General features: G+C 69.0%; 22 protein-coding genes. 17 read left to right on the forward strand and 5 right to left on the reverse strand.

The features are described 5' to 3' along the window. Window positions 1-12: 12 nt before the first annotated feature. Both ACRXBZ_RS30280 and ACRXBZ_RS30285 read right to left on the reverse strand, forming a co-directional pair. A complete protein-coding gene (locus tag ACRXBZ_RS30280; protein ID WP_168587301.1) occupies window positions 13-912 on the reverse strand; it encodes a glutamate ABC transporter substrate-binding protein in 900 nt (299 codons plus the stop codon). Window positions 913-941: 29 nt separating this feature from the next. After that, a complete protein-coding gene (locus ACRXBZ_RS30285) occupies window positions 942-1,670 on the reverse strand; it encodes an amino acid ABC transporter ATP-binding protein (RefSeq protein WP_433884020.1) in 729 nt (242 codons plus the stop codon). A gap of 243 nt (window positions 1,671-1,913) precedes the next feature. On the opposite strand from ACRXBZ_RS30285, the gene miaB reads away from it, so the two are divergent. From miaB to ACRXBZ_RS30305, 4 genes are read left to right on the forward strand one after another with little or no spacing between them, the layout of a single operon-like run. Next, window positions 1,914-3,389, forward strand: coding sequence for a tRNA (N6-isopentenyl adenosine(37)-C2)-methylthiotransferase MiaB (miaB, locus tag ACRXBZ_RS30290; RefSeq protein ID WP_433881954.1), 1,476 nt, complete (start codon window positions 1,914-1,916; stop codon window positions 3,387-3,389). Then, window positions 3,377-3,853, forward strand: a complete 477-nt coding sequence (locus tag ACRXBZ_RS30295; RefSeq protein WP_246868316.1) for an Rv2732c family membrane protein — start codon at window positions 3,377-3,379, stop codon at window positions 3,851-3,853. Before miaB ends, ACRXBZ_RS30295 begins: the two co-directional genes overlap by 13 nt. A gap of 55 nt (window positions 3,854-3,908) precedes the next feature. Next, window positions 3,909-4,139: a tyrosine-protein phosphatase gene (locus ACRXBZ_RS30300; RefSeq protein WP_433881955.1), complete on the forward strand. Its 231-nt coding sequence runs from the start codon at window positions 3,909-3,911 to the stop codon at window positions 4,137-4,139. Then, a complete protein-coding gene (locus ACRXBZ_RS30305) occupies window positions 4,069-4,623 on the forward strand; it encodes a tyrosine-protein phosphatase (protein ID WP_490885443.1) in 555 nt (184 codons plus the stop codon). The genes ACRXBZ_RS30300 and ACRXBZ_RS30305 overlap by 71 nt, the downstream gene beginning before the upstream one ends. Before the next feature lie 53 nt (window positions 4,624-4,676). On the opposite strand, the gene ACRXBZ_RS30310 is transcribed toward ACRXBZ_RS30305, so the two are convergent. Further along, entirely contained in the window at window positions 4,677-6,002 is a 1,326-nt protein-coding gene (locus ACRXBZ_RS30310; RefSeq protein WP_433881956.1) for a DUF349 domain-containing protein, read from the reverse strand. Between the two features lie 352 nt (window positions 6,003-6,354). Here ACRXBZ_RS30310 and ACRXBZ_RS30315 point away from each other — a divergent pair, with 352 nt between their 5' ends. The 5 genes from ACRXBZ_RS30315 (at window position 6,355) to ACRXBZ_RS30335 (ending at window position 11,825) form a co-directional block, all read left to right on the forward strand. Next, window positions 6,355-7,059 (forward strand): class III extradiol ring-cleavage dioxygenase family protein, encoded by a 705-nt coding sequence (locus ACRXBZ_RS30315; protein ID WP_433881957.1) that lies wholly within the window; start codon window positions 6,355-6,357, stop codon window positions 7,057-7,059. A gap of 297 nt (window positions 7,060-7,356) precedes the next feature. After that, on the forward strand, window positions 7,357-8,268 hold the full coding sequence (gene miaA / locus ACRXBZ_RS30320) for a tRNA (adenosine(37)-N6)-dimethylallyltransferase MiaA (protein ID WP_433881958.1): 912 nt from the start codon (window positions 7,357-7,359) through the stop codon (window positions 8,266-8,268). A 100-nt stretch (window positions 8,269-8,368) separates the two neighbouring features. Next, window positions 8,369-9,211: a diaminopimelate epimerase gene (dapF, locus tag ACRXBZ_RS30325; RefSeq protein ID WP_433881959.1), complete on the forward strand. Its 843-nt coding sequence runs from the start codon at window positions 8,369-8,371 to the stop codon at window positions 9,209-9,211. A 191-nt stretch (window positions 9,212-9,402) separates the two neighbouring features. Beyond that, entirely contained in the window at window positions 9,403-10,770 is a 1,368-nt protein-coding gene (gene hflX, locus ACRXBZ_RS30330; RefSeq protein WP_433884021.1) for a GTPase HflX, read from the forward strand. Further along, complete coding sequence (locus ACRXBZ_RS30335) at window positions 10,767-11,825, forward strand: NHL repeat-containing protein (RefSeq protein WP_433881960.1); 1,059 nt, start codon at window positions 10,767-10,769, stop codon at window positions 11,823-11,825. Before hflX ends, ACRXBZ_RS30335 begins: the two co-directional genes overlap by 4 nt. Before the next feature lie 278 nt (window positions 11,826-12,103). Here the strand turns inward: ACRXBZ_RS30335 and lexA are convergent, their stop codons facing one another. Then, on the reverse strand, window positions 12,104-12,826 hold the full coding sequence (gene lexA / locus ACRXBZ_RS30340) for a transcriptional repressor LexA (protein ID WP_433881961.1): 723 nt from the start codon (window positions 12,824-12,826) through the stop codon (window positions 12,104-12,106). 212 nt (window positions 12,827-13,038) lie between these two features. Here lexA and ACRXBZ_RS30345 point away from each other — a divergent pair, with 212 nt between their 5' ends. From ACRXBZ_RS30345 to ACRXBZ_RS30375, 7 genes are all read left to right on the forward strand, one after another. Next, window positions 13,039-13,503 (forward strand): LysM peptidoglycan-binding domain-containing protein, encoded by a 465-nt coding sequence (locus ACRXBZ_RS30345; RefSeq protein WP_433881962.1) that lies wholly within the window; start codon window positions 13,039-13,041, stop codon window positions 13,501-13,503. A gap of 367 nt (window positions 13,504-13,870) precedes the next feature. Beyond that, window positions 13,871-14,365 carry a transcriptional regulator NrdR gene (nrdR, locus tag ACRXBZ_RS30350; protein ID WP_168587311.1) on the forward strand — a complete coding sequence of 165 codons (495 nt, stop codon included), beginning with the start codon at window positions 13,871-13,873 and terminating at the stop codon, window positions 14,363-14,365. Window positions 14,366-14,528: 163 nt separating this feature from the next. After that, window positions 14,529-17,354, forward strand: coding sequence for a vitamin B12-dependent ribonucleotide reductase (locus ACRXBZ_RS30355; RefSeq protein WP_433881963.1), 2,826 nt, complete (start codon window positions 14,529-14,531; stop codon window positions 17,352-17,354). A gap of 145 nt (window positions 17,355-17,499) precedes the next feature. Continuing rightward, window positions 17,500-18,459 carry an MFS transporter gene (locus tag ACRXBZ_RS30360; RefSeq protein ID WP_433881964.1) on the forward strand — a complete coding sequence of 320 codons (960 nt, stop codon included), beginning with the start codon at window positions 17,500-17,502 and terminating at the stop codon, window positions 18,457-18,459. Window positions 18,460-18,724: 265 nt separating this feature from the next. Then, window positions 18,725-19,861 carry a methyltransferase gene (locus ACRXBZ_RS30365; RefSeq protein WP_433881965.1) on the forward strand — a complete coding sequence of 379 codons (1,137 nt, stop codon included), beginning with the start codon at window positions 18,725-18,727 and terminating at the stop codon, window positions 19,859-19,861. Window positions 19,862-19,883: 22 nt separating this feature from the next. After that, the gene (locus ACRXBZ_RS30370; RefSeq protein ID WP_433881966.1) at window positions 19,884-20,207 is read left to right on the forward strand and encodes a methyltransferase family protein; all 324 of its coding nucleotides are present in this window, start codon (window positions 19,884-19,886) and stop codon (window positions 20,205-20,207) included. Window positions 20,208-20,273: 66 nt separating this feature from the next. Then, entirely contained in the window at window positions 20,274-21,035 is a 762-nt protein-coding gene (locus ACRXBZ_RS30375) for an SDR family oxidoreductase (protein WP_433881967.1), read from the forward strand. Between the two features lie 371 nt (window positions 21,036-21,406). On the opposite strand, the gene ACRXBZ_RS30380 is transcribed toward ACRXBZ_RS30375, so the two are convergent. Further along, the gene (locus tag ACRXBZ_RS30380; protein WP_168587318.1) at window positions 21,407-21,706 is read right to left on the reverse strand and encodes a hypothetical protein; all 300 of its coding nucleotides are present in this window, start codon (window positions 21,704-21,706) and stop codon (window positions 21,407-21,409) included. 157 nt (window positions 21,707-21,863) lie between these two features. Here ACRXBZ_RS30380 and ACRXBZ_RS30385 point away from each other — a divergent pair, with 157 nt between their 5' ends. Further along, complete coding sequence (locus ACRXBZ_RS30385) at window positions 21,864-23,645, forward strand: Xaa-Pro dipeptidyl-peptidase (protein ID WP_433881968.1); 1,782 nt, start codon at window positions 21,864-21,866, stop codon at window positions 23,643-23,645. Window positions 23,646-23,806: the final 161 nt, after the last annotated feature.

The following is a 23,806-nucleotide window of genomic DNA, read 5'->3' on the forward strand; positions in this document are numbered from 1 at the left end:
CCGATGACGGGATCAGTAGCGGTTCACCTTGGGGGGCTCGGCGGACGATCCGGACTTGCCGAGGGTGGCGTCGTAGACGCGCTTCCACTCGCCGTTGGTCACAGACTGCTCCAGGATGTCGTTGATCTTGTTGCGCAGCGCCGTGTCGTCGTGCGCGAGGCCGACCCCGTACGGCTCCTCGGAGAACGTCTTGCCGACGACCTTCAGCTTGTCCGGGTCCTGCGCGGCGTAGCCCTTGAGGATGGCGTCGTCCGTGGTGACGGCGTCGATCTGGCGGTCGAGTAGCTGCTGCACGCACTCCGAGTAGCGCTGGAACTCGACGATGTTCTGCGGCTCGGTGAGCTGGTCCTGCTTAACCCGCTGGATCGGGGTCGACCCGGTCGCCGAGCAGACCTTCTTGCCCTTGAGCGAGTCCTTGCCGGTGATGTCGGTGTTGTCCGCGCGGACGAGCAGGTCCTGCCCGGCCATGAAGTACGGCCCGGCGAAGCTGATCTGTTCCTTGCGCTTGTCGTTGATCGTGTAGGTGCCGACGTAGTAGTCCACTTCACCGGTCGAGATCGCCTGCTCGCGCGCGGTGGACGGGATCGGCTTGTAGTCGATCTGGGTGTTCGGGTCGAACCCGAGCTGCGCGGCGATCAGCCGGGCGATCTCGATGTCGAAACCGGAGTACTGGTTGGTGACCGGGTCGCGGAAACCGAGCCCGGGCTGGTCCTCCTTGACACCGATCGTCACACGGCCCTTCTGCTTCATCCGGTCGAACGTCGGTGAGCCTTGGACCTGCACGTTCTGGGCGACGTTCTGCTGGACTTGCGGTTCGCCGCCGCTGGGACCACCCTCACGTCCACAGCCGGTCAGCGCCAGTGCCAGCGATGCGGCCAGCACCGTCACCAACCGCAATTTCTTGGCTCGCATTTCGTCTCGCTGCCTCTCTCTGAAGTGGGTCAGTGGGTGAGGATCTTGCCCAGGAAATCCTTGGCGCGGTCGCTCTTCGGCGTGCTGAAGAACTTCTCCGGTGCGGCGTCCTCGACCACCTCACCGTCGGCCATGAAGAGCACGCGGTGCGCAGCACGGCGCGCGAAGCCCATCTCGTGTGTGACCACCAGCATCGTCATGCCCTCGGCAGCGAGATCGGTCATGACCTCCAGGACCTCGTTGACCATCTCGGGGTCCAGCGCCGAAGTCGGCTCGTCGAACAGCATCACCTTCGGCTTCATCGCCAGCGCGCGGGCGATCGCGGCTCGTTGCTGCTGCCCGCCGGAGAGCTGCGCCGGGTATTTCTCGGCCTGGTTCGCGATGCCGACCCGTTCCAGCAGTTGCAGCGCGTTGTCCTGAGCTTTGTCCCGGCTCTGCTTGCGGACCTTGATCGGGCCCAGCGTCACGTTCTCCAGGATCGTCTTGTGCGCGAACAAGTTGAACTGCTGGAACACCATGCCGACGTCAGCGCGCAGTTCGGCCAGCGTGCGGCCCTCGGCGGGCAGTGGCACCCCATCGACCTCGATGCGGCCGGAGTTGATCGGCTCCAGGCGGTTGATCGCCCGGCACAACGTCGACTTGCCGGAACCCGACGGCCCGAGGACCACGACGACCTGGCCCTTGGGGACCTCGAGATCGATTTCCCGCAGCACGTGCAAGGAGCCGAAGTACTTGTCGACCGCGGACATCCGGATCATCGGGACGTCCGTGGGAGCTGCGGTCATTCCTTCTCCTGAACGCGTCAAGTGGATTCGATGGCCGAAATTTAAGCCCCCGATGGGGGATAGTCCAGTCAGCTGCGGATAACGCTGATTGCAAGTTGGTTACGCTCCGGAGTCGCGTAGCCGGTCCGAAACCTCCGGTTCGACGCACGTCGCCGACCGCCGCGTACCCTCCCGGGCGGGTGAATCCGCGATCTGACCAGGCGCTACCGTGGAACGGTGAGCACGAGGACGTACGAGATCCGAACTTTCGGCTGCCAGATGAACGTGCACGACTCCGAGCGGCTGGCAGGCATGCTGGAAGACGCCGGGTACGCGCGGGCCGAGTCCGACGCCGCCGACGTGGTCGTGTTCAACACCTGCGCGGTCCGGGAGAACGCCGACAACCGCCTCTACGGCACCCTCGGGCACATGCGGCCGGCCAAGGACCGCAACCCGAACATGCAGATCGCGGTCGGCGGCTGCTTGGCCCAGAAGGACCGCGACACGATCGTCAAGCGGGCCCCCTGGGTGGACGTCGTGTTCGGGACGCACAACCTCGGTTCGCTGCCGGCCCTGCTGGAGCGCGCCCGGCACAACCACGAGGCCGAGGTCGAGATCCTCGAATCGCTGGACGTCTTTCCGTCCACCCTGCCCGCGCGCCGCGAGTCGGCCTACTCGGGCTGGGTGTCGGTCTCGGTCGGCTGCAACAACACCTGCACGTTCTGCATCGTGCCCGCGCTGCGCGGCAAGGAGAAGGACCGCCGCCCCGGCGAGATCCTCGCCGAGGTGCAGGCGCTGGTGTCCGAAGGCGTGCTCGAAGTGACGCTGCTGGGGCAGAACGTCAATGCCTACGGCGTCGAGTTCGGGGACCGCTTCGCGTTCGGGAAGCTGCTGCGCTCCTGCGGGGAGATCGAGGGGCTGGAGCGGGTCCGCTTCACCTCGCCGCACCCGCGCGATTTCACCGACGACGTGATCGAGGCGATGGCCGAGACGCCGAACGTCTGCCCGCAGCTGCACATGCCGCTGCAGTCCGGTTCGGACCGGGTCCTCAAGGCGATGCGCCGCTCCTACCGCTCCGAGCGGTACCTGAACATCGTGCGCAACGTGCGCGAGGCGATGCCGGACGCGGCGATCACCACCGACATCATCGTCGGCTTCCCCGGCGAGACCGAGGAGGACTTCGAGCAGACGCTGGAGGTCGTGCGGCAGGCGCGATTCTCCAGCGCGTTCACCTTCCAGTACTCCAAGCGGCCCGGCACGCCCGCGGCCGAGATGCCCGACCAGCTGCCCAAGGAGGTCGTGCAGCAGCGCTACGACCGGCTGGTCGCGCTGCAGAACGAGATCTCCTGGGAGGAGAGCAAGAAGCTGGTCGGCCGCCCGGTGGAACTGCTGGTCGCCGAGGGGGAGGGCCGCAAGGACGCCGAGACACACCGGCTCTCGGGCCGGGCCCGCGACGGGCGGCTGGTGCACTTCGCCCCGACCGGTGCCACCGACGGCGAGATCCGTCCCGGCGACGTCGTGCGCACCACGATCACGCGTGCCGCGCCGCACCACCTGGTCGCCGACACGGACATCACCGGCCACCGCCGCACCACCGCCGGTGATCACTGGGAAGAGGGCGTGCGGCCCAAGACCTCCGGAGTCAGCCTCGGGCTGCCGTCGTTCGGAACCCCGCCGCAGCAGCCGGCCGAGCAGCAGGGATGTGCGTGTTGAGCAAGGCGGAAGGTTCGGACGGGTCGCGCCGCGCGCTGACCGGGCCGGAACGTGAGGTGCTGCGTCGCATCGACCCCGGCAAGCGCGCGCTGGTGATCGCATCGGTGATGCTCGTGCTCGTCCTGTGCTCGCTGCTGCCGTGGGTCCGCGGTGCCGCGGGCTGGGAGGTGCTGATGGGGCAGGCCGACCCGGCGCTCAAGATCGGCCTGCTGCCGCGGTTGTTCGCGATCAACTCGACGATCGTGGGGATCGGCCTGGGCGCCCTGGCGCTGATCACCCGGCGTTGGATCTTCGCGTTCCTGGCCGGGCTCGCCGGTGTGGTGGTGACCTTCGAGGGCGTGATCGCGATCTGGTCGCGCCAGACGAGCGGCGCGGAGGGCCCGTCGATCGGCCTGCTGCTCGCGGTGGCGTGCATGGCCGTGTTGGCCGTGCAGTGGATGCGGATCGTCTGGTCCCGTTCCTGACCTCTGGTTCGCCCGGCCAGTGCAACCCGATCACCTTCGCGGGCGTCTCACCGGTATGTCACGTGATCTCCAGTGGGACGGCGGCTACAACGTGCGCGACCTGGGTGGGCTGCCCGCTGCGGACGGCCGCCGGATCCGCCAGGGTGCTGTCGTGCGGTCCGCGAGCCCTGCGTTCCTGACCGAATCGGGGTGGGGGGCAGGTCTGGGAGCACGGCATCCGCACCGTCATCGACCTGACCGAAGAAGGCAACGGCGCGCTGCCCGCACAATCGGCGCGCCCACCTGAGCTGACCGCCTTGCGGCTGCCGCTGAACCCCGTCGACGACGCCGAGTTCTGGGGCTACTGGGGCAAGCGGCTGCACGGCACGCCGCTCTACTGCAAGCCGTTCCTCGACCGCTTCCCGGATCGCACCGCCAAAGTCGTCACCGCGATCGCGCACGCCGAACCCGGCGGGGTGCTCGTGCACTGCAGCGCCGGCCGCGACCGGACCGGGATCATCACACTGGTGCTGGTCGCCTTCGCCGGGGTGGCGGCCGACGAGATCATCGCCGACCACGAGCTCAGCCACGACCGGCTCCGACCGCTGTTCGACAGGCTCGGCCGGCCAGACCAGGAACCGCTGATCGACGAGGCACTCGCCCAGCACGGCACCACCAGGGTCGAGGCGCTGTCGGCGGCCCTCGACTCGTTCCACGCAGCGGCCCACCTGCGCTCCGGTGGCTGCACCGACCATGACCTCACCGCCCTCCGGGCGAGGTTGCTCGCCTGACGGCGAGTTCGGTGCGCCGGACGCGCAGGCGGGCCTCCGGTGTCGCAACCCCGTCAGCGGCTGGCGATCGCCTGCTCCGCAGCCGTCAGCCACTCACGCCACTGGGCGGCCTGCTCCTCCGCCTGCTTCGCACGGCGTTCGTCGCCCGCCGCGCGGGCCTTCTCGGCCTGCGCGTCGAACTGCTCCACCCGGTCGCGGAACTGGTCGACCCGGGCCTGCGCCTCCGGGTCGGTGCGCCGCCACTGCGCGTCGGCGGCCGACCGCACCCTGTCGGCGACCGCGCGCAGCTTGCCCTCCAGCTCCCGCATCCGCTCCCGCGGCGCCTTGCCGATCTCGTCCCACCGCTCCTGGATCCGCTGCAGGTGGGCCTGCGCGGCCTTGAGGTCGGCGGACGGGTCGATCTGCTCGGCCTCGACGAGCAGCTCCTCCTTCAGCTTGGCGTTCGCGGCGAACTCGGCGTCACGCTCGGAGAACGCCTCCGACCGGCGGCTGAAGAACCGGTCCTGCGCGGCGCGGAAGCGCTGCCACAGCAGCTCGTCGCTGTCCTTCGGGGCGCGGCCGGCGGCCTTCCACTCCGTCATCAGCTGCTTGTAGCGGTTCGCGGTTTCGCCCCAGTCGGTGGACTCGGTCAGCGACTCCGCTTCCTCGACCAGCTCCTGCTTGTGCGCCTTGGACGCCGCGCGCTGCCGGTCGAGCTCGGCGAAGTGCGAGCCCCGGCGGCGGCTGAATGCGTCCCGCGCCTTGGAGAACCGGCGCCACAACTGCTCGTCGGTCTTGCGGTCGACGCCGCGGACCTTCTTCCACTCGTCGAGGATCTCGCGCAGCCGGTCGCCGGCGTTCTTCCAGTGCGTGGACTCGGCGGCGATCTGCTCGGCCTCGGCGACCAGCGCTTCCTTGCGGGCGACGGCGTCCGCCCGGGCGCGTTCCTTCTCGTGCTTGGCGCCCTCGACGGCCTGCTCGGCCTGCACCACCAGGTGCTCGATCCGGACGGTCAACGCCGCCAGGTCGCCGATCACGGCGGCTTCGGCCAGCGAGTCGCGCAGGTGCTTCGCGCTGGTCAGGGTGTGCTTCGGCTCACCGGCGTGGGTGCTCAACCGGGTTTCCAGCAGCTCGACCTCGGTGAGCACGTCGTCGAACTTCCGCGCGTAGAGGGCCAGGCCCTCGGCGGCATCACCGGCCTGCCAGGAACCGATCGCCCGCTCCCCTTCGGGGGTGCGGACGTACACCGTGCCGTCGGTGTCCACCCGCCCCCACTTGGCAGGGTCGGCGGAAGCGGTCGGTACCGCGGGCGCAGCCGTGGGTGACCCGGTGGTGCTGGTGGTCGAGTCCGCGGCCGCCTTGTTGGCGACTGCCTCGGGGGTCGTGTCCTGGTGCGTCATGGCCGGCTTCCTCCTTGCGTGCCCGCTCTGATGCCCGTGTCTGGCACGGGCGCCCCGCATCGGCGGGGCCCAGCAAGCGTCGACCCGAACCGTTCGGTGGTCCGGCCTCCGCTGGCGCATTCAAACAGGTCAGGGCGCGAATCGGTACTCCGTTGCGGAACCGGTGCGCCGGGGAGTCGGCGCGTACCGCGACGTGGTGCCCGGATCGAACTTGTGACCTGCACGGCTTCATTGTCATCAGGCACCCGTTCGGCCGCAGCGGGCAGGGGGCGGAAACCCGCCTCAGCCTCCGGCCGCCGGTTGCGGCTCCCTGCTCTAGCCAACTCGCCCGTGACCTCTACCGTGCACAGGTGTGATCACCCGTATCGCTGTGGTGCCTTACCCGCCGTTGCTGGTTCCCGCGTTGACCGTGCGGGCCGACCCGGAAACCGCTCGCTTGCGGGGCGCCTGTCTGCGCGCCGTGTCCAGTCTGACTGACTCTGCCGCCGAATGGGTGGCTGTCGGCGTAGATCAATCAGGGCCGCAGGTGCTCGGACCGGACACAGCGGGCACTTTCGCGGGCTTCGGCGTCGACTTCCCGGTGACGCTCGGTGGCGCCGGCACCCCTGATCCGGAGCTGCCGCTACCTGCGTTGATCGCCGGACTCCTTCGCGAGCAAGCAGGGGCGCTGGCGGTCACGACGCACCTGTTGGCGCCGGACACGCCGGCCGGGGATTGCCAGCGGCTCGGCGCGGAGCTGGCTGCCGGCGATGTCGGTCTCCTGGTGCTCGCCGATGGCACTAACCGCTCCGACGAGCGCTCGCCGTACTCGCCGGACGAGCGGGCCAAGCCGGTCGACGAGCAGATCCGCACCGCGCTGGCCGACGTCGACACGGCAGCGCTGTTTGCGCTGGAACCGGAACCGTGCGCGGAGCTCGGCGTCGCGGGCCGGGCCGCGCTCCAGGTCCTGCCCGGAGTCGTTGAGGCCACCGGCGGGACTTGGCGCGGCGAACTCCTGTACTCGGCCACCCCGTTCGGGGTCACCTACCATGTGGCGACCTGGACCCGCACAGCCTGAACAGGTGTTTCCGCAGGGGCTGCTGCCAGACTCGTCTTACGTGGCGATGCGGATGCGTCTGGTCTGCGGGCCTCCCGACTTGTGCATGACCAATACGCGGCTTCGGGACTGTCCTCACCGGACGACGTCTGAGAACCCGAGGCGGTGCGTTGCGAGGGTGCACCGCCCTACCGCACCCTCGGACGATCGTCCAATACAGCTTCTACAGCGCCCTAACCCAGTCGCGGCCCCTGGCCAGCAGAAATGCCGGGCGGACCGCTGTGCTGCGCGCCCGGCACGCGCTTCTAAGGTCGAGGGGTGCAGTCTTTCCCGCATCTGGTGGCGATCGTCGGTCCCACCGCCACCGGCAAGTCGGACCTCGGCATCGAGCTCGCCTCGGCCTTCGGCGGCGAGGTGATCAACGCCGACGCCATGCAGCTCTACCGAGGGATGGACATCGGCACGGCCAAGCTCGTCGTCGCGGAACGCCGCGGCATTCCGCACCACCTGCTGGACGTCCTCGACGTCACGGAAACCGCCTCCGTGGCGGCCTACCAGCAGCAGGCACGCGACGCCGTCGAAGACATCCTCACCCGGGGCCGGACCCCGGTGCTGGTGGGCGGCTCCGGCCTCTACGTGCAGGCCGTCGTCGACGACCTGTTTTTCCCCGGCACCGATGCGCAGGTGCGGGACAAGTACGAGCAGGAGCTGGTGCGGGTCGGCCCGGCCGAGCTGCACCGGCGGCTGCAGGAGCTCGACCCGGCGGCCGCGGAAGCCATCCTGGCCAGCAACGGTCGCCGCATCGTCCGGGCGCTGGAGGTCATCGAGATCACCGGGCGGCCGTTTTCGGCGAACCTGCCCAAGCCCGGACCACCCCGCTACGGAGCGGTGCTGATCGGCCTGGACCGGCCGGTCGAGGACCTCGACGACCGGGTGGACCGCCGGGTGACCCGGATGTTCGACGCCGGGCTGGTCGACGAGGTCCGGAGGCTGGAGAAGGCCGGGCTCCGGTGCGGCCGCACCGCCAGCCGCGCGCTGGGCTACCAGCAGGTGCTCGCCGAGCTCGACGCCGCGGGCGACATGGCCGCCGCCGCGGCCGAGACCGCGAAACTCACCCGCCGCTTCGTCCGGCGGCAACGCTCGTGGTTCCGCCGAGACGCGCGGATCAACTGGTTCGACGCCGCCGACCCGACGCTGGCATCAGACGTCCGCGCGCTGCTGGGCGAGTAGGGAACCAGCGCTTCTCCTCCGAGACGACGCCCCGAACGCGGCTTGCCGCAGGTCGTCGAGCCGCGCCAGACCGGCGACCCGGCGAACGTAGACTGGGCGCGTGCATTCCTCCCAGGGGCCCGAGTTCATCAAGGGCCACGGCACCCAGAACGACTTCGTCATCCTGCCCGACCCGGACGGCGCGCTGAAGCTCACCGACGAGCGGGTGCAGGCGCTGTGCGACCTGCACCGCGGACTGGGTGCAGATGGCGTGCTGCGGGTCATCCGCGCCGGGGCGCTGGAGGATGCCCCGGCCGACGTGCCGGCCGATGTTTGGTTCATGGACTACCGCAACGCCGACGGCTCGATCGCCGAGATGTGCGGCAATGGTGTGCGGGTGTTCGCCCGCTACCTGGTCGACGCCGGGCTGGCCGCACCCGGCGAGCTACCGGTTGGTACGCGCGCCGGCGTCCGGTGGGTCCGCACCCACGACGACGGCCAGGTCACGGTCGATATGGGCCCGGCAAAGGTCTTCGGCGAGTCCACCACGAGCGCCTCCGGGCACGCCTTCGCCGGAATCGCCGTCGATGTCGGCAACCCGCACCTGGCCTGCGTGAGCGACGTGGACCTCGCTGAGCTGGACCTCAAGACCGCCCCGCCGCACGACCAACACCTCTTCCCGAACGGCGTGAACGTCGAGTTCGTCCGGCCGCTCGAAGGTGACCACGTGCAGATGCGCGTGCACGAGCGAGGCGTCGGCGAAACCCGTTCCTGCGGCACCGGCACGGTCGCCGCCACGGTCGCGGCGCTGCGTGCCGCCGGTGCGGAAACCGGACGCCGGGTCGTCCACATCCCGGGCGGCACCGTCGACGTGGAGGTCACCACGACCAGCTCCACCCTGACCGGCCCCGCCGTGCTGGTGGCCCGCGGAAACATCGATCCCACCTGGTGGCAGCAGCCGTAACCGCCGCTGGCACGCGTCACACCAGTGCAAACGGGTAATGGCGGGCGTGAGGCGTGAAAATCGGTCGCGGGCCGTGGGACAATGGCCTCGATATGAAAAACTCTTTGACCTGGTCCGCCGAGCTCGACCGCGATGCGGACGAAGCCGACGAATACGAACCCATCTTCACTGCGGAACCGTCCACGGGCGAGATGGAGCTCGCAGACCGTGCGTCGCTGCGGCGGATCGGCGGTCTGTCCACCGAGCTCGCGGACATCACCGAGGTCGAATACCGCCAACTCCGCCTCGAGCGCGTGGTGCTCGTCGGGGTCTGGACCGACGGCGACGCCGCGCACGCCGACGCGTCGTTGACGGAGCTCGCCAGGCTCGCCGAGACCGCCGGCTCTGAGGTGCTGGAAGGCATCATCCAGCGACGCGACCGCCCGGACCCCGGCACCTACGTCGGTTCTGGCAAGGTCCGCGAGCTGCGCGACATCGTCGTCGCCACCGGGGCGGACACCGTCATCTGCGACGGTGAGCTCTCGCCCGGTCAGCTGCGGCAGCTGGAGGAGAAGCTCAAGGTCAAGGTGGTCGACCGGACTGCCCTGATCCTGGACATCTTCGCCCAGCACGCCCGGTCCAAGGAGGGCAAGGCGCAAGTCGAGCTCGCCCAGCTGCAGTACTTCCTGCCGCGCCTGCGCGGTTGGGGCGAGACGATGTCCCGGCAGGCCGGTGGCCGTGCCGGCGCCAACGGCGGCGTCGGCACCCGTGGTCCCGGTGAGACCAAGCTGGAGACAGACCGGCGGCGCATCCACAAGCGCATCAGCAGGCTCCGCAAGGAGCTTTCCGCGATGCGCACGGTGCGCGGCACCAAGCGAGGTCGGCGGGAGGCCAACGCGGTTCCCAGCGTGGCCATCGCCGGCTACACCAACGCCGGGAAGTCCAGCCTGCTGAACGCGTTGACCGGGGCCGGAGTGCTGGTGGAGGACGCGCTGTTCGCCACCCTGGACCCGACCACGCGGCGGGCCAGCACACCGGACGGCCGGAACTACACGTTGACCGACACGGTCGGCTTCGTCCGGCACCTGCCGCACCAGCTGGTGGAGGCGTTCCGCTCGACGCTGGAAGAGGTCAGCGGCGCAGACCTGCTGGTGCACGTCGTGGACGGCTCCGAACCGTCGCCGCACGAACAGGTCGCCGCGGTGCGCGAAGTGCTGAACGAGATCGCCGAGGATCACACGACGGCGATGCCGCCGGAACTGCTGGTCGTCAACAAGATCGACTCGGTCGATGCGACCCGGATGGCCGAGCTTCGGCGGCTGCTGCCCGACGCGGTGTTCGTCTCTGCGCACAGCGGCAAGGGCATCGAGGAGCTGTGCGAGGCCATCGCCGACCGGCTGCCCCGGCCCGGCGTCTTCGTGGACGCGCTGGTGCCCTACACCCGCGGCGAACTCGTCGCGAGGGTGCACGCCGAAGGCGAAGTGGTCGACGAGGAACACACCCCGGACGGCACCCGGGTCCGCGCCAAGGTCCGGCCCGACCTGGCCAGTGCGCTCCAGCCGTTCGCGGGAACCGGGTGAGCACTGCCGGTGCGGGCGGTGCGGCTGCGGCCGCACTGCTGCTGTGGGTGGGCTCGGGTACGGCGCCCAAGGCCGCTGCGGAGCAGGCGCTCGCGCCGGTCGAGAAATGCCGCGTTGATGACAAGCGCCTCGCCGAGTTGTCCGGTCTCGCGTCGGACGGCTCGGGCTGGTACGCCATCAGCGATGGCAGCAGCTCGCTGCGGGTGTTCGTGCTGGATCCGGCCGACTGCTCGATCCGCGGAATCCGGACGGCGTCGAACGACCCCTATGACGTCGAGGACCTCGCGTTAGGGCGCGACGGATCGCTCTGGCTGGCCGACACGGGGGACAACCGTCGCCGCCGGGACGACATCGCGCTGCACGTGATGTCGTCAGGCGGCGGCGCGACGTTGTACCGCCTCGCCTACCCGGACGGGCCGCACGACGCGGAGGCCCTGCTGCTCGACCGGACCGACGTGCCGCACATCGTCACCAAGGAAAGGTTCGGTTCGGCCGGTATATACCGTCCGGCCGGACCACTGGCGACGGATCGCACCGTGCCGTTGGAGCGGGTCGGTTCGATCTCGCTGCGTTCCACCCAGACACCGGGCGGCCCCTTGAACGGCTCGCTCGGCTCGGTTCTGGTGACGGGCGGGTCCGTGAGCCAGGACGGCACGGTGGTCGCGATCCGCACCTACACCGAGGCGTACGTGTACGACGCTCCGGACGGCGATCTGGTTGCGGCATTCCAGCGCGAACCGTTTCGCATCTCCTTGCCGAACGAGCAGCAAGGCGAGGCGATCGCGTGGGAACCGGACGGCGCACTGCTGTCCGCGTCCGAAGGCAACCAGCCGGTCCGGCGCATTCCCGGGGTGGCGGCAGCAGCGCGAGCCACCGGGGCGCAGGCCAAAGGCGACGGCTCGGCTAAGCCGGCGCTGGGCGGTGACGTTGACCGAGCGCAACCGGCGGACCGGACCGGCTCCGGGATGTCCGCTGGTCGAGCTCTGCTGCTAGCGGCCGCGGTGGCCGGACTGCTCATCTTCGTGGCCCGTCGGCTGCGCCGCCGAGCTCGCTGAGCGGCCGCGAGACTCGGGCAGGTCACCTGCTTGACCCGGATGTGTACTGGCCCGGAACCCCAAGCGAAGCGATGTCCGAAGTTCCGCTACCCGCATCGCTGCGCGAGCCAAGCCCCGCATACGCCAGGCCTACCGACTTCGGCAAGCGCGGCTGCGTTCATCAGACGTCACCCGGCCGATGCTCCGCCGCCTGCACGGGATGCACGAGTCGGCATCCCGCTGCGAGGCGGCGGAGGTCCGGTTGTCGGACGACCCGGCCAAGGCCGGCTGCCCGAAGGTCAGAGTCGCCGCAGCACCGCGACGACCTTGCCCAGGATCGCTGCGTCGTCGCCGAGGATCGGCTCGTAGGCCGTGTTGTGCGGCAGCAGCCACACGTGGTCATCGGTTCGCTTAAAGGTCTTCACGGTCGCTTCGCCGTCGATCATCGCGGCGACGACGTCGCCGTTCTCCGCGTCGGGCTGCTGGCGAACCGCCACCCAGTCGCCGTCGGTGATGGCGAGGTCCACCATCGAGTCGCCGACCACCTTGAGCAGGAAGAGGGTGCCGTCGCCGACAATCTCCTTCGGCAGCGGGAAGATGTCCTCGATGGACTCCTCGGCCAGGATCGGGCCGCCGGCCGCGATCCGGCCCACCACCGGCACGTAGGCGGGCTTGACCTGCCCGGCCAGCTCCGGGGAGTCCGGCTCGCCGCCGACGACCACGCCGACGGTGCGTGGTCGGTGCGGATCCCGGCGCAGGTAGCCCTTCCGCTCCAGCACGCGGAGCTGGTAGGCCACCGACGACGTCGAGGTGAGCCCGACGGCATCGCCGATCTCGCGAACGCTGGGCGGATAGCCGTGCTCGCGCATCCACTTCCGAATGGCCTCCAGCACCTTGAGCTGGCGGTCGCTCAGCTCGTCGGCCCCGCTGGCCTGTTCGGGCAGGTTGTGCACGTCGGCCCGGGAGTCGTCCTTGACGTCCTGTCCGCGGCCCTTGATCGAGCCGGTCGCATTACTCGCCACCGCTGCCTCCTGTCCGTGTGAACTGCGGTGCTTATTGCGGGGGAGTTCGGTCCGCCCGATTTCCACAGTAGACGGGAGAAACCCAGAGATCAAACACCTGTTCGAGTTAATTTCAGGCTCAGGTCTCGCCCTGTGGTGTGCTCGTGGTACACAATCGCACGCAGGTTCGATCGAACATCCATTCGATCATGGTTTCGGGTGTGGGAGGCATCATGACCACGTTCATCGATGCGGCGAGGCGAGCGCGTCCTGCCGAGCGGGAGGTCGTCGAGCGGCGGCGGGTGGGCGATGCGGTCGCGGTGTCACGGCCTTGCGGCGGCGCCCAGCGCGTTCCCGGTCGCGTCATCTTCCGCGCGCCCGGCGCATCCGTCGAGGGATCGGTCGCCGCGTGCGACCGGGCTCGTCGGCGGGGCGAGTGGCTCTGCCTGGCCTCGGTGGCGATCTTCACTTTCCTCATTGTCATGCTGATGGGGCTCTTCGGGCTCGGCGACGCGCCGGTGACCGGTGGTACCGCAGTCGTGGAAGTGCACGCCGGTGACACATTGTGGGGGATCGCGGACCGGGTGGCGCCGGGCCCCGACCCACGCGCCGTGGTCGCGAAGATCGTCGAGCTCAACGAGCTGGATGCGACCGCCGTGGAGGCCCGTCGGCTGCTGAGGGTTCCGGTCGGCGACTGATTCGCGCGACGCGGCTCGGTCGGGGGCTCGCCGGCGGGGGACGGCGGGGGACGGCGGGACGGCGGGACGGCGCCGATCATGGTCGGCCGGTGGTCGTCCGGCGGCTCGCGTCCGGTGGTTTCGGTGGCGACCTCGGTGTTTTCGCCGGCTGGGCCGATCGGTGGCGACCGGCCGGGCCAGAAGGGGCGTGTCGAGTTTGCTTCGCGGTACGCCGCCGTTTAGAGTCGACCACAACATCTAGTAGTTACGTCCGTGTATTTAGTCCACAGGTTGGGCTTGTAGGGTGCTCACGCACATACGGACGGTGAGTTGGGAGCTGGTTGCCAGAGGGCGACCGCGACCAAACTGGGGAAGGGGGTGAGGGCCGGTGCGATGCCCGTTCTGCCGCGGCGAGGACTCCCGGGTCGTCGATTCGCGCGAGGTCGAGGAAGGCCAGGCGATCCGGCGCAGGCGCTCGTGCTCGACGTGCGGTCGGCGGTTCACGACCATCGAGGAGCTCGTGCTCTCTGTGGTCAAGCGTTCCGGCGTCACCGAGCCCTTCAGCCGCGAGAAGGTGGTGCGCGGCGTGCGCCGTGCCTGCCAGGGGCGCCCGGTGGAAGAGGACGCGCTGCAGCAGCTCGCGCACCAGGTAGAGGACACGGTCCGGTCCCTCGGGGTTTCCGAGCTGCCCAGCCACGAGGTGGGGCTGGCCATCCTTGGACCGTTGCGGGAGCTGGACGAGGTCGCCTACCTGCGCTTCGCGAGCGTGTACCGGGCGTACTCCTCGGTGGAGGACTTCGAGAAGGAGATCGCCGACCTCCGCGCGGCGCGGCGCGGCGCGCAGGCCGGTGCGGAGCAGAACGCGGAGAGCGGCCGTGAGTAAGCCGCGTCGGCGCACCCCCCGCCGCGGGGGCGGAAACGCAAGACGTCAGCGGACGGCCCACGGCGGGGCGCCGCTGAACATTGAGGCACGACCGAACCGGACGGGGAGACCGGACGGGGCCGACGAAGCACGACGAGCGAAAGATAAGGAAGAGGGTCAGGTCATGACAGAGACCGTCGGTAGCCCGGCCGGCGCATCGGGGGAGCCGGAAGCAGGTGCCCGCGAGGGCATCCGGGTGCAACGCGTCTACACCACGGAGGGGGTGCACCCCTACGACGAGGTCAAGTGGGAGCGCCGCGATGTGGTGATGACCAACTGGCGGGACGGGTCGGTCAACTTCGAACAGCGCGGGGTGGAGTTCCCCGACTTCTGGTCGCTGAACGCCGTCAACATCGTCACCAGCAAGTACTTCCGCGGCGCGGTGGGCAGCGACACGCGTGAGAGCAGCCTCCGGCAGCTCATCGACCGCGTCGTGCTGACCTACGTCGCAGCGGGCGTCGAGCACGGCTACTTCGCGACCGATGCCGACGCCGAGATATTCGAGCACGAGCTGACCTGGATGCTGCTGCACCAGGTGTTCAGCTTCAACTCGCCGGTGTGGTTCAACGTCGGCACCAGCTCCCGGCAGCAGGTGTCGGCCTGCTTCATCCTGTCGGTCGACGACACGATGGAGTCGATCCTCGACTGGTACAAGGAAGAGGGCCTGATCTTCAAGGGCGGTTCCGGGGCCGGGCTGAACCTGTCCCGCATCCGCTCCTCGCGGGAACTGCTGTCCTCCGGCGGTACCGCGTCCGGTCCGGTGTCGTTCATGCGCGGCGCCGACGCGTCCGCGGGCACCATCAAGTCCGGCGGTGCGACCCGCCGCGCGGCGAAGATGGTGGTGCTCGACGTCGACCACCCCGACATCGAGGAGTTCATCGACACCAAGGCGCGCGAGGAGCACAAGATCCGCGCGCTGCGCGACGCCGGTTTCGACATGGACCTCGGCGGCGCCGACTCCAACTCGGTGCAGTACCAGAACGCCAACAACTCCGTGCGCGTCTCCGACGAGTTCATGCGCGCGGTGGAGAGTGACGGCCGGTTCGGGCTGCGGGCCCGGATGACCGGCGAGGTGCTGGACACGGTGCAGGCCCGCGACCTGTTCCGCAAGATGGCGAAGGCGGCCTGGGAGTGCGCCGACCCGGGCATCCAGTACGACGACACGATCAACGACTGGCACACCTCGCCGGAGACGGGCCGGATCACCGCGTCCAACCCGTGCTCGGAGTACATGCACCTGGACAACTCCAGCTGCAACCTGGCCTCGCTGAACCTGCTGAAGTTCCTGCGCGATGACCTGACCTTCGACGCCGAGCTGTTCGAGAAGGCCGTCGAGTTTGTCATCTCCGCGATGGACATCTCGATCTGCTTCGCGGACTTCCCGACCGAGGCGATCGGCGACACCACCCGGAAGTTCCGGCAGCTGGGCATCGGCTACGCCAACCTGGGCGCGCTGCTGATGGCGACCGGCCACGCCTACGACTCCGACGGCGGCCGGGCGCTGGCGGCGGCGATCACCTCGCTGATGACCGGTACCGCCTACAAGCGGTCGGCGGAGCTGGCTGGCGTGGTCGGCCCGTACGACGGGTACGCCCGCAACGCCGAGGCCCACCAGCGCGTGATGCGCAAGCACGCGGCGGCCAACGACCTGGTCCGCACCTACCACCGCAACGACGTCTCCGTGCACAAGCTGGCGACGAAGGTGTGGCAGGAAGGCCTGGAGATCGGGGCCCGCAACGGCTGGCGCAACGCGCAGGCTTCGGTGCTGGCCCCGACCGGGACCATCGGCCTGATGATGGACTGCGACACGACCGGCATCGAGCCGGACCTGGCGCTGGTCAAGTTCAAGAAGCTGGTCGGCGGTGGCTCCATGCAGATCGTCAACCAGACGGTGCCGCGCGCGCTGCAGGCGCTGGGCTACCAGGAAGAGCAGATCGAGGCGATCGTCGAGTACATCGCCGAGAACGGCCACGTGGTCGACGCGCCTGGCCTGCGGCAAGAGCACTACGAGGTCTTCGACTGCGCGATGGGCGAGCGCTCGATCGCGCCGATGGGCCACGTGCGGATGATGGCTGCGGTGCAGCCGTTCATCTCGGGGGCGATCTCCAAGACGGTGAACATGCCGGAGTCGGCGACCGCCGAAGAGGTCGAGCAGCTCTACTTCGAGGGCTGGAAGCTGGGCCTGAAGGCGCTGGCGATCTACCGCGACAACTGCAAGGTCGGCCAGCCGCTGTCGGCGGGCAAGGGCGACAAGGCCGAGTCGGAGAAGGCGGTCGAGAAGCAGATCGAGTACCGCCCGGTCCGCAAGCGCCTGCCGAAGAAGCGGCCGAGCCAGACGGTGTCCTTCACTGTCGGTGGCGCGGAGGGCTACCTGCACGCCGGTTCGTACCCGGACGACGGGCTGGGCGAGATCTTCGTCAAGCTGGGCAAGCAGGGTTCGACGCTGGCCGGTGTCATGGACGCCTTCTCGATGTCGATCTCGGTGGGTCTGCAGTACGGGATCCCGCTGGAGTTCTACGTCTCGAAGTTCCAGAACCTGCGCTTCGAACCGGCCGGGATGACCGATGATCCGGATATCCGGATGGCCAGCAGCGTGCTGGACTACTTGTTCCGCCGACTCGCGCTGGACTACCTGCCCTACGAGAAGCGTGCCCAGCTGGGCGTCTTCACCGTCGAGGAGCGGGAGGCGCAGGTCAACGGCACCGATGTGGTGCCGGCCGGGCAGAGCTCGGACGTCGACCTGGACACGATGCGTTCCACTGTGGACTACTCGAAGAAGTCCGAGCAGCCGAAGGCAGAGGAGCGGGCGGGCAGCTCGACCGAGTTGCTGGAACTGCGCCTCGGCAAGGCCGCGGACGCGCCGCTGTGCATGACCTGCGGCACCAAGATGCGCCCCTCGGGTTCCTGCTACCTGTGCGAGGGCTGTGGCTCCACCTCCGGCTGCAGCTGACAGCGGGGTTGCTTCTGATGCAACATCGAGCACTGGTCCCCTAACCGGACTACGTGCAGCTTGAAAGGGGAGTCGCCATCGGGCGGCTCCCCTTTCGCGTGGTTCGAACACACTGTCCACGACCATCGTCCGCGAGAACCAAGCGGTGTACGTCGAGGACCTGTGCGTCGTCGGTCTCGGCCGGACGAGACTGGCGAAGTCGGTGCACGACGCCGGGTGGGCCGCCTTCACCAGCATGGTGGAGTACAAGGCCGCCCGGTACGGGCGGACGTTCGGCCGGGTGGACCGCTACTTCCCGTCCACCCGGATGTGTTCGGCCTGCGAGCGCATCAACGACAAGACGGCCCCGCATCGTCCGATCATGGGACTGCCCGTGCGGCAGTCACCACGACCGGGACGTGAAGGCAGCGAAGAACGTGTTGGCCGCCGGGCAGGCGGACAACGGAAACGACCGTGGAGCGCACGTAAGACCAGGACTCGTCACGGCGGCGCGCAGGGAAGCGGTAACCCACCCGGACGCCGCGCGGTCCACGCGCAGCGTGGAGGGGATCTCCGTCCTTTAGCTTTAGGACGGAGAGGATGTCAATTCAACCCGATCCTCACCGAGGTCACCGGGTTCAGCCCCGGCGCCGTCCCGTTGCTGCTCGTCGCCTACGGTGCCGCCACGGTGGTCAGCAACACGATCGTCGGACGCCTCGCCGACCGGTACACGATCGCCGTCCTGCTCTGCGGCCTGGTCCTGAACCTGGGCTTCCTCCCCGGGTTCGCGCTGCTGGCCGACGTCAGCGTGCCCGCGGTGGTCTTCATGCTCGGCATCGGCCTGGTCGGCGTCACCATGAACCCGGCGACGATCACGCGTGTGCAGCGCACCGGCAACGCCCCGCCCCTGGTCAAGACGGTGCACTCTTCCTTCATCACGCTCGGCGTGATGATCGGGTCCTGGATCGGTGAGCTCGCCATCAGCAACTTCGGCCTGCGAGCGCCGCTTTGGCTGGGTGCGGCCCTGGCCGCGGTCGGCATCGTCACGCTCCTGCCCGACCTCATCCGCCGTCGAGCGGCTGCGCCCGAGGCAGCGCCGGCGCCGAGTCTCGCGGAAACGGCGTAGCGCAGCGCCGTGAGCGGCAAAGGCTACCGTTGCCGCTCACGGCGTCGATGGGCTGCGGAGCTAGACTTCGCGGCGTGATGACACCCGTTCATGCTGCTGTGGTCGGTTAGTCAAGGACTCCGGCCCCACCGGCCAACGCTGCCCGCGACCATTTCTCCGGTTCGCCGGGCCGTTCGCAGTGTGCTGGGGCGCAGATCGTCCATTTCCCACCTTGCGCAGGTCGGCCCGGCTGATCTGCGTTCGGCCGCATCAGCAGGAGCGGTTCATGAAATTTTCCGACGACAATGCTGCCTGCCAGCAACAAATAGGCGTGCTTCGCTGGCTCTCGGCGAACGGTTCCCGGCCGCCGGCCCGAATCGTCGATGCGGATGACCGGATATCCGCGAACGAGGCGTACGAGCTGGTGTCGCGCGGAACCGGTTTGCTGTGGCGCGGAGATTTCCACAACGCGCGCCAACTGCTCAGCGCGGTTGCGCGCCGTCTCCGGCAGACAAGGACACCCGGCCTGTCCGTTTCCGAGGCGTTCCACGCGCATCGGCGGGAGCAATCGCGTCGAGCCCGCACGCTGGCACTGGTCCTGGTCCGCCTCGACCCCGGTCATGTGCTGCCGCTTCGGCGCGCACCTGACGTTCGGTTGGCGTGCCACGAGGTCTACGGGCAGGCCAACGTCCCGTACGTGGTTCCGTTGCGGGAACTGCTCGGCGTGATCGGCGCGCACGAATGGCGCAAGAAGGGCATCTCGATCCCGGCACTCGGCGCGCGCATCCACGCCCACTACGGGGTTTTCGCTCCAACTCGAGGCGAATACGTGGATCTGATCGCCGAAACCCCGCTGCCGTCGGCGGAACTCGCCTTCGACATCGGCACCGGGACCGGTGTGCTGGCAGCGGTTCTCGCCCGGCGCGGCGTTGCGCGCGTCGTGGCCACCGACAGTTCGGCACGAGCGATCCGATGTGCCGAGGAAAACGTCCGGAACCTGGGGCTCGCCGGGCGGATCGACCTGGTGCAGGCCGACCTCTTCCCGGCTGGGCGCGCGCAACTCGTCGTGTGCAACCCGCCGTGGCTTCCGGCGCAGCCCCACTCGCTGCTGGACCATGCCGTCTACGACCCGGGCAGCCGAATGCTCCGGGATTTCCTTGCCGGGTTGCCCGGACATCTCCGACCGGGTGGGGAGGCCTGGCTGATCCTGTCGGATCTCGCGGAGCGCCTCGGGCTGCGCACCCGAACCGAACTGCTAGCCGCGATCAGCGGGGCCGGGCTCCGCGTCGCCGGGCGGTCGGACGTTCGGCCCAGCCATCCGCGAGCCTCGGACCCCACAGACCCGTTGCACACCGCCCGCTCCGCCGAGGTCACGTCCCTGTGGCGGCTCGCGCCGATTTGGGATCGCGCCACCCGGACGTAGCCTTGGGCAGTCGGAGGAGGCGGTGTGGTCATGCGCAGAACCACGCTGCCGTCGGCGGAGCGGTGTTCTTCGTCCTGGGGAACGGCTGGTCATCGGAGGTCTCTACCGCTGCGTCCGAAATCCGGTGTACGTGGCGTTGCTCACCGTCATCGCCGGGCAGGCACTGCTGCTCGGGCGATTGGGTTTGTTGCTGTACCCGGCTGTGTTCTGGCTGTTCGCGGCGGCGTTCGTGCGGTGCCGGGAAGAACCGGTGCTCGTTCGCCGGTTCGGCGCGGAGTCAGAACGGTACGGCCGCGCGGTGCCTGCGTGGGTGCCGCGGGCTGCGGCCGTGGCACCCGCCGCGTGAATGATCGTCACACCGGGCGGCTCCATCTCGTCGCATCGACGACAAGACTGCAGGAAGGACGAACGAATGCAGAAGCCGATGTTGGTGACGGGCGGGACAGGCACGTTGGGCAAGGCCGTGGTGCGCAGGTTACTCGACGCCGGGAACGACGTGCGTGTGCTGAGCCGGCGCCCGCGGCCAGCCGACGTTCCGCACGGGTGGGCGACCGGGGATCTGAGCACGGGCGAGGGCATCGCCGCGGCGACGTCCGGGGTGGACGCGATCGTGCATTGCGCCACCACGCTGGGGCGAAAGGACGTGGCGGCAACCCAACGCCTGATCGACGCCGCCCGACGCAACGGCGATCCGCACCTGATCTACATCTCGATCGTGGGTGTGGACCAGGTGCCGCTGTTCTACTACCGCGCCAAATTCGCCGCCGAGAAGCGCGTGGCGGGCTCCGGGTTGCCGTGGACGATCCTCCGGACGACGCAGTTCCACGACCTGGTCGCCCGCATGACCTCGGTGCAGCGGCGGTCCCCGGTGATCGGGGCCCTCGCCGGAGTGAATTTCCAGCCCATCGACGTCCGCGACGTCGCGGACCGCCTGGCCGAACTCGCGGTCGGAGAGCCGGCTGGCCGGGTCCCGGACATCGGTGGGCCGGAGATCCGCAGCCATCGAGATCTGGCTCGCGCCTATCTGGATTCGACCGGACACCGCAGAATTCTGCTGCCGGTCTGGCTGCCAGGTGCGGCGTTCGCCGGCTACCGCCGCGGCGGCCACCTGGCTCCGGACCAGGCGGTCGGCCGGATCACGTTCGACGAACTCCTGGCCGAGTGCAAGGCGTGATGATGCGCGCCTCCCTGCGGTCAGGCTTGTTCTTCCTGACATTCGTGCACGTAACGGTGGGTTCCTGGACGCTGTTCTTCCCACGTTCGTTCTACGGCGGAATTCCGGCGGTGGACGACTATCCGCCGTCAACGAGCACCTATTCCTCACCTATTCCGCGATTACGGTGCGATGAACCTCGCCATGGCGGTGGTGCTCTGCGCAGCCGCGGTCTTCCTGGAACGAACCATGGTCTACGTCGCGTTGACGTCGAACCTCTTTTGGGCGGTTCCGACCTGTGTTCCACGCCGCGCACCCGTCGCGGACAGCCGCGTCGATGCTGGTGGCGGCGCTGGTCGTGATCGCGGCGATCCCGTTGGTGCTGCTGTTGCTCACCCGCGGCGCTTTGCCAGCAGGTGAGCGGCGACGGCCGTCGCTCCGGTGACTGCGAGCACCGACGGCCAGGCACCGATCTTCTTGGCCAGCGGGTGCGAGCCGGTCAGCGCCGCAGCATAGGTGGCGCCCAGCGCGAGGGCCGGGGCAACACCCGTCCGGCGGCGGCATGCTTCCATCGCGCCGAGCCCGGCACCCGCGGCCACCACTCCGCCCCAGTGCCGGTGCTTGGTCGCGCGGGCGACCGCGAAGCCGCCGATCAATCCGGCCGAGGTCAGCAGGCTGGACGGAGTGGACATGCTCGCTCCTCGCGGGGTCGGTGCCGAATACCTGCTCCGACTCTACTGCGCGACGAGCGGATGTTTCTGGCGTAAACCCGCCGGAGCGGTGATTGACTTCGCGGTCTGCCCTGAGAAAAGTGCTGGTGTCGATTTCCCTTCGGCCTCAGGAGCGTGCATGCGTCGCGTTCGGATGGGTTTGCTGGCGGCGGTTTGCGTCCTGTCTCTTACCGGGTTGCCGGCGATCGCCGAATCACCGTGGGGCCCGGTGTTCCAGGACGGCGAGGCACAACCGGTGTTCGACCCGGCGCAGGCGGTGCGCGAGGACCTGTTCGTGACCGCGCCGGTGGACAGCGACCGGGACGGCCAGGACGACCTGGTGCACGTCCAGGTCGTGCGGCCGAAGGAGACCGAGCAGGGTCTGCGGGTGCCGGTTGTCTACCAGGCCAGCCCGTACTTTTCTAGCGGGAACGATGTCCCCAACCACAACGTCGACACCGAGCTGTACGTCCCCGAGCGGCCGGGCAACCGGACCATCCGCACCGCCCAGGGCGACCAGCTGATTTCGGCGGCCGTCGAAATCAGCTGGGCGTACGAGGAATACCTGCTGGCCAGGGGATACGCGGTGGTGTACGGCGAATCGCTGGGTACCGGTCAGTCCACCGGCTGCCCGACCACCGGGGCCGAGAACGAGACGATCGGCGCCAGGTCGGTGGTGGACTGGCTGAACTCCCGCGCGCCCGGCCACGACGCGTCCGGCGCGCCGGCCGACGCGGGCTGGGCGACCGGCAAGGTCGGCATGATGGGGGTGTCCTACAACGGCACCCTGCCCAACGCGGTGGCCGGCACGGGCGTCGAAGGACTTGAGGCGATCGTGCCGATCGGGGCGATCTCGAACTGGTACGACTACTACCGCTCCGACGGGGCGGTCGTGGCGCCCGGCGGCTACCAGGGCGAAGACGCCGACGTGCTGGCCAAGTACGTGCACACCCGCGCGGATCGCGAGCCGTGCCGAGCGGTGATCGACCAACTTTCCGCGGACGAGGACCGGATCACCGGCGACTACAGCGGATTCTGGGACGAGCGGAACTACCTCAACGACGTCGACAAGGTTCACGCCGCGGTGCTTTGCGTGCACGGGCTCAATGACTGGAACGTCAGGACCAGGCAGGCGGCGCAGTGGTATGCCGTGCTGCGGGAACACGACGTGCCGCACAAGATCTGGTGGCACCAGTCGGGGCACACCGATCCTCTCCGGCTGCGGGAGCAGGAATGGCTTCGCACGCTTAACCGGTGGTTCACCCGGTACCTGTACGACGTGCCCAACGGCGTCGAGGGCGAGCCGAGGGCCACCTTGCAGCGCGAGGACGGCAACTGGACCGAGGAAGCCGAGTGGCCGGCGCCGGCGGCGCGTGCGGTGGTGTTGCGGCCCACAGCAGGCGGTGCAGAGCGGGGCGGGCTCACCGAAGCGCGGGTTTCCGGCCGGGTGGTGGAGGCGCTGCGCGACGACGCGGGCCAGTTGGCGGACGACCTTGCGGCGACGCCGAGTTCGCCGAACCGGCTCGCCTACTTCAGCGACCCGCTGGCGGCTCCGGCCCGGGTCAGCGGCACGGTTCGGGCTCAGTTGGCGCTGACCTTCGACCAACCTGCCGCCAACGTGACGGCGCTGCTGGTGGACCAGGCGCCGGACGGCGCGGTCTCGGTGATCACCCGGGGTTGGGCGGACCCGCAGAACCGGCGCGCGATCGATCGGACGTCGCCGATCGAACCCGGAAAGAACTACTTGATCGACGTGGCGATGCAGCCGGATGACTACGTGTTCGCGCTGGGGCACCGGCTCGGGATCGTCGTGCTGTCCAGCGATCACGACTTCACGTTGCGCCCGAAGCCGGGAACCGGGCTGGAACTCGATCTGTCCCGCACGCGGATCCAGCTGCCGCTCGTCGGGTCCATCGGGTGAGGACCGCTCGGTAAGCGGTTTGCATTGCAGGCCGCTGCGGGAATGCCCGAGTCCCGCAGCGGGTGCGAGCCGAGTGCCGCAAGCATGCGGTTGTTGTCTCTTGAGAGGCCGGAATGTCCAGGGCAATTGCGACGAGGATTCACATTGAGTCATGGAAACTG

Origin of the sequence: Saccharopolyspora hattusasensis (assembly GCF_050972075.1) — a bacterium.
Classification (GTDB): domain Bacteria; phylum Actinomycetota; class Actinomycetes; order Mycobacteriales; family Pseudonocardiaceae; genus Saccharopolyspora; species Saccharopolyspora hattusasensis.

Bases quoted from the DNA above. Each gene is read 5' to 3' on its own strand.
- ACRXBZ_RS30280 (WP_168587301.1), bottom strand. From the start codon at position 912: ATGCGAGCCAAGAAATTGCGGTTGGTGACGGTGCTGGCCGCATCGCTG.
- ACRXBZ_RS30285 (WP_433884020.1), bottom strand. From the start codon at position 1,670: ATGATCCGGATGTCCGCGGTCGACAAGTACTTCGGCTCCTTGCACGTG.
- ACRXBZ_RS30295 (WP_246868316.1), top strand. From the start codon at position 3,377: ATGTGCGTGTTGAGCAAGGCGGAAGGTTCGGACGGGTCGCGCCGCGCG.
- ACRXBZ_RS30300 (WP_433881955.1), top strand. From the start codon at position 3,909: ATGTCACGTGATCTCCAGTGGGACGGCGGCTACAACGTGCGCGACCTG.
- ACRXBZ_RS30310 (WP_433881956.1), bottom strand. From the start codon at position 6,002: ATGACGCACCAGGACACGACCCCCGAGGCAGTCGCCAACAAGGCGGCC.
- hflX (WP_433884021.1), top strand. From the start codon at position 9,403: ATGGAGCTCGCAGACCGTGCGTCGCTGCGGCGGATCGGCGGTCTGTCC.
- ACRXBZ_RS30345 (WP_433881962.1), top strand. From the start codon at position 13,039: ATGACCACGTTCATCGATGCGGCGAGGCGAGCGCGTCCTGCCGAGCGG.
- ACRXBZ_RS30355 (WP_433881963.1), top strand. From the start codon at position 14,529: ATGACAGAGACCGTCGGTAGCCCGGCCGGCGCATCGGGGGAGCCGGAA.
- ACRXBZ_RS30365 (WP_433881965.1), top strand. From the start codon at position 18,725: ATGAAATTTTCCGACGACAATGCTGCCTGCCAGCAACAAATAGGCGTG.
- ACRXBZ_RS30375 (WP_433881967.1), top strand. From the start codon at position 20,274: ATGCAGAAGCCGATGTTGGTGACGGGCGGGACAGGCACGTTGGGCAAG.
- ACRXBZ_RS30380 (WP_168587318.1), bottom strand. From the start codon at position 21,706: ATGTCCACTCCGTCCAGCCTGCTGACCTCGGCCGGATTGATCGGCGGC.
- ACRXBZ_RS30385 (WP_433881968.1), top strand. From the start codon at position 21,864: ATGCGTCGCGTTCGGATGGGTTTGCTGGCGGCGGTTTGCGTCCTGTCT.